The organism is uncultured Ferrimonas sp., from assembly GCF_947489035.1.
In the GTDB taxonomy this organism is placed as follows: domain Bacteria; phylum Pseudomonadota; class Gammaproteobacteria; order Enterobacterales; family Shewanellaceae; genus Ferrimonas.
This window is the reverse complement of sequence record NZ_CANLCI010000028.1, coordinates 50,773-59,904: the sequence shown is the minus strand read 5'-3', so window position 1 is coordinate 59,904 and position 9,132 is coordinate 50,773. Positions and strand designations below refer to the sequence as shown.

At 53.5% G+C, this 9,132-nt stretch carries 7 protein-coding genes; 1 reads left to right on the top strand and 6 read right to left on the bottom strand.

What is annotated here, in order from left to right; genetic code table 11:
- Window positions 1-253: 253 nt before the first annotated feature.
- The 4 genes from ccoG to glmU form a co-directional block, all read right to left on the bottom strand.
- A complete protein-coding gene (gene ccoG, locus Q0796_RS15020; RefSeq protein ID WP_298444626.1) occupies window positions 254-1,678 on the bottom strand; it encodes a cytochrome c oxidase accessory protein CcoG in 1,425 nt (474 codons plus the stop codon).
- Between the two features lie 310 nt (window positions 1,679-1,988).
- Complete coding sequence (gene glmS, locus Q0796_RS15015) at window positions 1,989-3,821, bottom strand: glutamine--fructose-6-phosphate transaminase (isomerizing) (protein WP_298444624.1); 1,833 nt, start codon at window positions 3,819-3,821, stop codon at window positions 1,989-1,991.
- A 14-nt stretch (window positions 3,822-3,835) separates the two neighbouring features.
- On the bottom strand, window positions 3,836-4,609 hold the full coding sequence (locus tag Q0796_RS15010; protein ID WP_298444623.1) for a DeoR family transcriptional regulator: 774 nt from the start codon (window positions 4,607-4,609) through the stop codon (window positions 3,836-3,838).
- A 209-nt stretch (window positions 4,610-4,818) separates the two neighbouring features.
- Window positions 4,819-6,177, bottom strand: a complete 1,359-nt coding sequence (gene glmU, locus Q0796_RS15005; RefSeq protein WP_298444621.1) for a bifunctional UDP-N-acetylglucosamine diphosphorylase/glucosamine-1-phosphate N-acetyltransferase GlmU — start codon at window positions 6,175-6,177, stop codon at window positions 4,819-4,821.
- 151 nt (window positions 6,178-6,328) lie between these two features.
- Between glmU and Q0796_RS15000 the strand changes: the two genes are divergently transcribed.
- On the top strand, window positions 6,329-7,210 hold the full coding sequence (locus Q0796_RS15000) for a DMT family transporter (protein WP_298444619.1): 882 nt from the start codon (window positions 6,329-6,331) through the stop codon (window positions 7,208-7,210).
- A gap of 44 nt (window positions 7,211-7,254) precedes the next feature.
- Here the strand turns inward: Q0796_RS15000 and Q0796_RS14995 are convergent, their stop codons facing one another.
- Together Q0796_RS14995 and atpD are read right to left on the bottom strand one after the other, a co-directional pair.
- Entirely contained in the window at window positions 7,255-7,680 is a 426-nt protein-coding gene (locus Q0796_RS14995; RefSeq protein ID WP_298444617.1) for a F0F1 ATP synthase subunit epsilon, read from the bottom strand.
- An 18-nt stretch (window positions 7,681-7,698) separates the two neighbouring features.
- Window positions 7,699-9,105, bottom strand: coding sequence for a F0F1 ATP synthase subunit beta (gene atpD / locus Q0796_RS14990; RefSeq protein WP_298444616.1), 1,407 nt, complete (start codon window positions 9,103-9,105; stop codon window positions 7,699-7,701).
- Window positions 9,106-9,132: the final 27 nt, after the last annotated feature.

Here is a 9,132-nt window from a genome sequence, read left to right as displayed (position 1 = left end):
GCTCTTGCGAGCGTTGCTTCGTTGCCGAAGCGAGGTGCGTATAATACGCTTTCCTCTTTTCTCGTCAAGCCCCTTTTCAAGGTTATTTCCGAGTGTCGATTTGTTGCTCAGTGCCTTACTCAGTAAGCCGCTGTGCCCCGTCGACAGGAAGCGCATTATAGGGAGTTATTGGCGTCTAGCAACCCCTATAATGCGACTTTCTTACTGACTGTTTGGCTTTTGCTCAATCTGAGCTTTTGTTGCTCAAATTGGGTTAAAGCTCGCCAAAGAAGCGCGACTCTTGCTCGACGCTGGCGCCGGTTTGCTGATTTTTTAGTGTAAAGGTAACAGTAACGACCGCTCGCTTGAGTTCGCCGGGTTCAATGGCGATGCTGATTGGTAGGCTCACCACTTCGCCCCCTTGCATCTGCACTTGTTGCGGCCCGATCCATTGATGGCCTTCTAAGTTAGCCAATGAGAGATCGAACACCTGTTGTTGTTCACTCTTATTAATCAGCTTCAGAGTGTAGACGTTTTCTAATTGGCCAGCGGAGTTGTGCCGATAGAGGCTGTTGCGATCACGCAATACATCCAGCTGCAGCGGGGACAGGCTGACGAGCATATAGAAGAAGGCCACCAAGATAGCCCCGAAGGCCGCGCCATAACCAATCAGCTTTGGTCGAGCAACGTTGCTGCTACCGCCGTTGAGATTGCGTTCCGTGGTGTAGCTGATCAACCCTTTCGAGTAGTTCATCTTGGTCATCACTTCGTCACAAGCATCAATACAGGCACCGCAGTTGATGCACTCGTATTGCAGGCCGTTACGAATGTCGATGCCCGTTGGACACACTTGAACACACAGGTTGCAGTCGATGCAGTCTCCCAGCCCCATCGCTTTATGATCTTGCTTGCGACCACGGGGCCCACGTGTTTCGCCGCGCTTGGTGTCGTAACCAACTATGAAGGTGTCACTGTCAAACATCACCGCTTGGAAGCGAGCGTAAGGGCACATGTGGATACACATGATTTCGCGCATCCAACCGGCGTTGCCGTAGGTTGCGGCGGCAAAGAAGGTTCCCCAGAAGTAAACACTGAAGCTGGCGTTGCCACTGAAGAAGTCGGCATACAGGCTTGGGGCACTGTTAAAGTAAGACAGGAAGGTGAGCGAGGTGAATAGGGCGACGGCAACCCAGGCGCTGTGCTTGGCGGTTTTACGCCACAGTTTATCCCAGCTCCACGGGGCTTTATCCAATTTCATCCGTTTATTGCGCGCCCCTTCGATCTTCTCTTCAAACCAGATAAAGATGAAGGTCCAGACCGACTGTGGGCACATATAACCACACCAGACTCGGCCGAGGAAGGTGGTGACAAAGAACAGGGCGAACGCCGCCATCATCAATAGGAACGCCAGCAGGATAAGATCTTGTGGCCAGATGGTTAGGGCAAACACGTGAAATTTGCGCTCACCAAGATCAAACAACACCGCTTGGCGGTCGTCCCAGCGGAGCCACGGCAAGGCTAAGAACAGGACCATCATGATCCAGCCCATGCGCCGACGCAGCTGCGTCCATAAGCCGTCAGTTTTGCGCACATAGATGCGGTTGCTTGGGTTAAAGCGATCGACTTCACCGACGTCGACGGTTTTAACTTTGATCCGCTGCGTTCCTGCAGCTTTTGGCGCTTGCTGTTGTTGGCTCATGACGACGAACCCATTCCATTACGGCTAATTGCTGCGCAGTATATCAGCGAACGCTAAAGGATTGGCAGCAGCGCCGCTGATCGCTTAACAAAAAACCAACAAAGTGTGATCTGGATCGCCCTGGTGGCATTTGCCACCACAGCAACGCCATTGGTGCCTTGATCTGGCGCAATAATCATCAGTGGAAACCCGCAGCAACAGAGACTCTCTTTCTCGGCGTTGGCATCACTTGATGCCATAAAAAAGCGGTTGCCGCTTCAATAGGAAACGGCAACCGCTAATTTGGCGCGACGCTAAAAGCGGAGGGCGCTTATTCCACGGTAACTGACTTGGCCAAGTTACGTGGTTGATCAACGTCGGTGCCTTTGATTAAGGCTACGTAGTAAGACAGCAGTTGCAGCGGCAGGGTGTAGATGATTGGTGCGATAAATTCATCGCAATGCGGCACTGGGATCACCTTCATGGTGTCGTCGGATTCGAACTTGGCGTCCACATCCGCAAACACGTACATCAGGCCGCCACGGGCACGAACCTCTTCCACGTTAGAGTGCAGTTTTTCCAGCAGTTCGTTATTGGGTGCCACCACAATCACCGGCATGTCGGCATCAATCAGTGCCAATGGGCCGTGCTTCAGTTCGCCAGAAGCGTAGGCTTCGGCGTGAATGTAAGAGATCTCTTTTAACTTCAGCGCGCCTTCCATGGCGATGGGGTACTGATCGCCACGGCCCAAGAACAGCGCATGCTGCTTATCGGCAAAGTCTTCCGCCAGTGCTTCGATGTCATCGTTCAGCGCCAAGGTTTGCTCAACCTTGCTTGGCAAGGCTTGCAGGCTTTGCACCAACTGCGCTTGAGTGTCAGCCGACATGCCGTTATAAGCGCCAATGGCACCGGTCAACATCGCCAGTGCCGCCAACTGCACGGTAAAGGCTTTAGTGGAAGCAACGCCAATTTCGGCACCGGCTTTCATCATGTAGGCCATGTCCGATTCCCGCACCAACGAAGAACCCGGCACGTTACAGATGGTCAGTGAAGCCATGTAGCCCATCTCTTTGGCTAAGCGCAATGCCGCCAAGGTGTCGGCGGTTTCGCCAGACTGCGAGATGGTCACCAGCAGCGAATCAGGGAATACGTGGCTGCGGCGGTAGCGGAACTCAGACGCGATCTCGACATTACAAGACACGTTCGCGTGCTGTTCTAACCAGTAACGGGCGGTCATGCCGGCGTGGTAGCTGGTGCCACAGGCGATGATCTGTACGTGCTTCACTTTTGACAGCAGCTGTGCGGCGTTTTCACCGAAGGCTTCGTCGATCACTTTGCCGTTCGCTAAGCGGCCATCTAACGTGCGCTGCAGTGCCATTGGCTGCTCGTGGATCTCTTTCATCATGTAGTGACGGTACTGGCCTTTGTCGCCGGCATCGTGGCTCACATTAGATTCAGTGATGTCACGCTCAACGGCGTTACCGTCGATGTCGAAGATGTTCACTTCGCGGCGGGTGACCTCGGCCACGTCGCCCTCTTCTAAGAAAGCAAAACGGCGGGTAACCGGCAGCAGTGCCAGTTGATCCGACGCCACAAAATGCTCGCCGACACCGTAACCTATCACCAGTGGCGAACCCGAGCGAGCCACAACCAAACGCTCTGGCTGACGACGGTCGACCACTACGGTGCCGTAAGCGCCGTGCAGTTGCTTAACCGTTACCTGTACTGCAGCCAGCAAGCTATCGGCGGATTTCAGTTCATGATGCACCAAGTGGGCGATCACTTCGGTATCGGTATCAGAAGCAAAAACGTAACCCAAGCCTTGCAGCATGCTGCGCAGCTCTACGTGGTTTTCGATAATGCCGTTGTGCACAACGGCAATGTCATCGCACGACAAATGTGGGTGGGCGTTACGCTCAGAAGGTTCACCGTGGGTCGCCCAGCGGGTGTGGGCAATCCCGGTGCCACCAGATAACGGCTGCTCGGTCAGGGCGTTGCGAAGTTGCTTAACTTTGCCGACGCGGCGAGCACGGCCTAAGTTACCTTGCTCATCTAAGATGGCCACACCGGCGGAGTCGTAACCGCGGTATTCCAAACGCTGCAATCCTTCCACCAGGATCTCTGATACATCACGCTGCGCTACTGCGCCAACAATGCCACACATAAGCAAAATGCTCCTTAAGCTTGGGTAGGGGCGCAAATCACCTGCACCCCTTGAGATTCTATTTGCTGACGGAGCTCTTCCGCCAAGCGATTGTCGGTGATCAGTCGCGTCACCTTGGCCCAAGGCAGCTCCAGATTGGGAATGCGTCGTCCAATCTTATCGGCCTCTACCAATACGTTTACCTCGCGCGCCACTTCGGCCATAACCCGAGATAAACCAATCAATTCATTAAAGGTCGTGGTGCCCCGTTCGACATCAATGCCATCGGCGCCGATAAACAATTGATCGAAATCGTAAGAGCGCAGCACTTGCTCGGCCACTTGACCTTGAAACGAGCCGGAGTGCGGATCCCAGGTACCACCGGTCATCAAAATGGTCGGCTCTGGCTCCAGCTGGCGCAAAGCCTCTGCGCCATTAAGGGCGTTGGTCATCACCACCAAGCCCCGCTTGATTTTCAGCTCGGGAACCAAGGCTGCCGTGGTGCGACCGCTATCAATCACGATGCGTTGATAATCTTTAATTTGCGCCGCTGCCGCTTGCCCTATCGCCTGTTTAAAGCGAGAGATCTTATGCAGTGGATCATCGCTGATCACTTCTTGCGGTAAGGCCAAGGCCCCACCGAAACGGCGCAACAGCAACCCTGCGGTTTCCAATGCCGCCAGATCTTTACGAACGGTCACTTCCGAGGTTTCAAATTGGTGCGCGAGCTGTTCTACGCTCACTTCGCCAAGCTGATTCACCACCGCGACGATGTTATGACGTCGCTGTTGGGTGTTACGTTTCGACATCGCTCATAAGTTTCATTTTGAAAGATGCGTAAGTATATATCGAAATTTAAGTAGCGCAAGTTGACCGTTGTAAGAGATTCACTCGCAGTTACCACAGCAATATCAATTAAGTTTCATATTGAAACTTTTAAGGTTTCTGCCCAAGCAACAATGAAAAAAGCAGCCCTAAGGCTGCTTTTTCGCTAACGCTGACACCAAATGGCCGAGCGTTACTTCTTGGTTTTAACCGGACGCACCCAGTTAGGCAGGTGTTTTTGCTTCGTGCGGGTTAACACCAACTCGTTGGCAGCCACGTCTTTGGTGACGGTAGAGCCGGCCGCAACGGTAGCGCCTTTGCCGATGGTCACCGGCGCAACCAATTGGCTGTCGGAACCCACAAACACCTCATCTTCGATGGTGGTTAGGTGCTTGTTGGCGCCATCGTAGTTACAGGTAATGGTACCGGCACCGATGTTAACCATGCTGCCGATCTGAGCATCGCCAATGTAGCTTAGATGGCTGGCTTTTGAGCCTTTGCCCAAGCGGGCTTTTTTCATTTCAACAAAGTTACCAATGTGGCTGTCTTCCACCAGTTCGGCACCAGGGCGTAAACGAGCAAAAGGCCCTGCGCTGCACGCAGGTCCCATGCTGGCGCTTTCCACAATGGTCATCGGTTTGACCACGGCGTTGTCGCCAATGGTGCAGTTGTGCAGAACACAACCCGCCCCAATCACCGCGTTGTTGCCGATGGTCACCTTGCCTTCAATCACCACGTTAACGTCGATAAACACATCGGTGCCAACGGTTAGTTCACCGCGCACGTCAAAACGAGCCGGATCGGCCAAAGTCGCGCCAGCCAGCATCGCTTTCTCCGCGGCACGGGCTTGAAAGGCGCGTTCCAGCTGCGCCAACTGCACTCGGTTGTTGGCGCCTTCCACTTCGATGGCAGTATCCGGTTGTGCGGTAGCAACGCCACCAGCCGCGGCAGCCATGGCGATCACGTCAGTCAGGTAGTATTCACCTTGGGCGTTGTCGTTCGATAGGTTGGCCAACCACTGTTTCAACGCTTTACCAGGTGCCACTAAGATGCCGGTGTTCACTTCAGCGATGGCACGCTGGGCGTCGTTAGCGTCTTTGTGCTCAACAATCGCCTGCACCGTACCGCTGTCATCACGGACAATGCGGCCATAGCCACTTGGATCGTCCAGGTTAACCGTCAGCAAGCCAATGCCGTTGGCTGGCTGCACATCCAGCAACCGCTGCAGGGTTTCGGTTTGGATCAGTGGTACATCGCCATACAGAACCAACACGGTGCTATTGTCATCCCAGTTGGCTTGATCAACGGCATGGCCCGTGCCCAACTGTTGCGCCTGCAATGCCCATTGCACCGAGTTGTGGCTCAATGCGGCTTGCAGTTGCTCGCCACCATGACCATACACTAAGTGGGTGCGGCTAGGCTGCAGTGCCGCAGCGGCATCAATGGCGTGTTGCACCATCGGCTTACCGGCAATGCCGTGCAGAACTTTCGGTAAGGCAGAGCGCATGCGAGTGCCTTTACCCGCCGCTAAGATGACAACTTCCAACTTCATGCTGTGTTCCAATTAAAAATGCTGGCCGAATTATACCCATGAGTTAGCTTGAGTTAAGTCTAATCTAGGTAAAACAGCGATCTTAGCCGCGATAATGGCGATTGGCTTACCGCATAATGTGCGACTTTCTTACTGCTACCCATAGGCCACCATGACCTCTGCACCACGGGCTCATCTGTATCTACTGATTTATGCGGTGTTGATCAGCACCTCTTACCCTTTGGCGAATTTCTTGGGTCAAAGCTACCCACCGCTGTTAACTACGTTGCTGCGCTACCTGATTGCCGCCGTCGGCTTCATTCTGTTGCTGCTGATGCGTGGTCAGCTCAACCCCATTCGTCTCGAAGCCTTTGGGCGCTATAGCGTGATCAGCTTGCCGTTGATCGCCTTTTTCCTATTGATGTTTGTGGCCGCAGACAGCGCCAGTGCCATCGCCATGAGCAGCCTCTCCACCACGGTGCCACTGTTCAGTGTGCTGTTTGCGTATCTGGGCTGGCGTCAACCCAGCAGCCTCAGTCGGGTACTGGTGTTACTGGGCGGTGGTGCGGGGGCGTTATGGTTGATCAGCCAAGGGCAATTAAACCATCTGTTGCAAGGGGGATGGCCGCTGGGCAACAGTCAATTTTTACTGGGGTGTGCTTTTATGGGGTTATACCCATTGCTGGTAAAGCAATTGCACCGAGGTGAACCAATGCTGGTGATCACCGGCTGGTCGTTGATCTGTGGCTGTCTGTGGCTGCTGTTGGTGTGTGCGGTGGTGCAACCGCACTGGTTGTGGCCCAGTGCCAGCCAAACCGTGGCGATTGTGTGGTTGGCGACCGCCAATACCATGCTGACTTTTTTCTTATTTCAAAGCGCCAGTGTGGTGGTGGGGGGCAGCAGTGCCAGCGCCTATGCGTTGTTGTCGCCAGCAATTGTGATTGTGATTAATGTGCTGTTGGGGCAACCCTGGCCAGCGCCATCGGTACTGCTGGGGTTAATCCCAATTTTTGCAACCTTGCTGTGGCTGTTAAAACAGGATCAGCAGGCATAAAAAAAGCGTCGCAGTTGCGACGCTTTTTTGTAGGCTCTGTAAGCTTATTTGCCCAGATTCTTGCTGATCAGCTCAATCACTCGCAGCTGCGCCAGGGCTTTTTCAAGCTCGACAACGGCTTTGTCGTGATCGATATCAGACGCAGAGGAAGCCAGTTGCTCTTCCGCTGCCTGCTTGGCAGCTTTCGCTGCTTCGGCATCAATATCTTCTGCGCGAACGGCAACGTCAGCCATCACGGTTAAGTAATCTGGCTGTACCTCAAGGATACCGCCAGAGAGGTAAATTACCTCTTCTTCACCGTGCTGCTTAACGAGACGAACCATGCCGGGCTTGATGGCAGTCAGTAACGGCATGTGGCCAGGATAGATCCCCAACTCACCCATTTGACCGGTGATTTGGATCTTCTCTACCAGACCAGAGAACATCTTCTCATGCGCGCTAACGACATCCAGATGAACAGTCATTGCCATCTTATCCTCCCGGAAAGATTAAAGGGTCTTCGCTTTCTCAGCAGCTTCGTCGATAGAACCAACCATGTAGAAGGCTTGCTCTGGCAGGTGATCGTACTCACCGTTCAGAATGCCTTTAAAGCCACGGATGGTTTCAGCCAAAGATACGTACTTACCAGGCGAACCGGTAAATACTTCGGCTACGAAGAATGGCTGAGACAGGAAGCGCTCAATCTTACGGGCACGGGATACGGTTTGCTTATCTTCTTCAGACAGCTCATCCATACCCAGGATCGCAATGATGTCTTTCAGCTCTTTGTAACGCTGCAGGTTAGTCTGCACGCCACGAGCTACACCGTAGTGCTCTTCACCGATAACCAGTGGGTCCAACTGACGAGAGGTGGAATCCAGTGGGTCAATTGCTGGGTAAATACCACGGCCAGCAATTTCACGGCTCAGTACAACGGTTGCATCCAAGTGAGCAAAGGTGGTCGCAGGGGATGGATCCGTTAAGTCATCCGCAGGTACGTATACCGCCTGAACGGAAGTAATGGAACCGCTCTTAGTGGAGGTAATACGCTCCTGCAGAACACCCATCTCTTCCGCCAGAGTTGGCTGGTAACCTACCGCAGAAGGCATACGACCCAACAGAGCAGATACTTCAGTACCGGCCAAGGTGTAACGGTAGATGTTGTCCACGAACAACAGTACGTCACGACCTTCGTCACGGAACTTCTCGGCCATGGTCAGACCGGTCAACGCTACGCGCAGACGGTTACCTGGTGGCTCGTTCATCTGACCGTAAACCATGGCTACTTTAGACTGTACTTTGTCGTCTAAGTTAACAACGCCAGATTCAGCCATTTCGTAGTAGAAGTCGTTACCTTCACGGGTACGCTCACCAACACCAGCGAATACAGACAAACCGGAGTGTGCCTTCGCGATGTTGTTGATCAACTCCATCATGTTTACGGTTTTACCAACACCGGCACCACCGAACAGACCAATTTTACCACCCTTAGCGAATGGACAAACCAGGTCGATTACCTTGATGCCAGTTTCCAGCAGCTCAGTGGCGCTGGATTGGTCTTCGTAGCTTGGCGCTTCACGGTGGATTTCCCAACGATCTTCTTCGCCCACATCGCCACATTCGTCGATAGGGTCGCCCAGCACGTTCATGATGCGGCCTAGGGTCGCAGTACCTACTGGTACCTTAATCGCGCTGCCGGTGTTGGTTACTACCAACCCACGGCGCAGACCTTCAGATGCACCCATTGCAATGGTACGTACAACGCCACCGCCCAGCTGCTGCTGTACTTCCAGCACCAACTTGCTAGCGCCTTCGGTAGCAACGTTCAGTGCGTCGTATACCTGAGGTACGGAATCCTGTGGAAACTCCACATCGACAACCGCACCAATCACTTGAACAACAGTACCTGTGCTCATGATTAATCCTCTGATTCTTAAACCGTT

What these genes read in the sequence shown, in the direction of transcription:
- ccoG (WP_298444626.1), bottom strand. Translation starts at nt 1,678, where the DNA reads ATGAGCCAACAACAGCAAGCGCCAAAAGCTGCAGGAACGCAGCGGATC.
- glmS (WP_298444624.1), bottom strand. Translation starts at nt 3,821, where the DNA reads ATGTGTGGCATTGTTGGCGCAGTAGCGCAGCGTGATGTATCAGAGATC.
- Q0796_RS15010 (WP_298444623.1), bottom strand. Translation starts at nt 4,609, where the DNA reads ATGTCGAAACGTAACACCCAACAGCGACGTCATAACATCGTCGCGGTG.
- glmU (WP_298444621.1), bottom strand. Translation starts at nt 6,177, where the DNA reads ATGAAGTTGGAAGTTGTCATCTTAGCGGCGGGTAAAGGCACTCGCATG.
- Q0796_RS15000 (WP_298444619.1), top strand. Translation starts at nt 6,329, where the DNA reads ATGACCTCTGCACCACGGGCTCATCTGTATCTACTGATTTATGCGGTG.
- Q0796_RS14995 (WP_298444617.1), bottom strand. Translation starts at nt 7,680, where the DNA reads ATGGCAATGACTGTTCATCTGGATGTCGTTAGCGCGCATGAGAAGATG.
- atpD (WP_298444616.1), bottom strand. Translation starts at nt 9,105, where the DNA reads ATGAGCACAGGTACTGTTGTTCAAGTGATTGGTGCGGTTGTCGATGTG.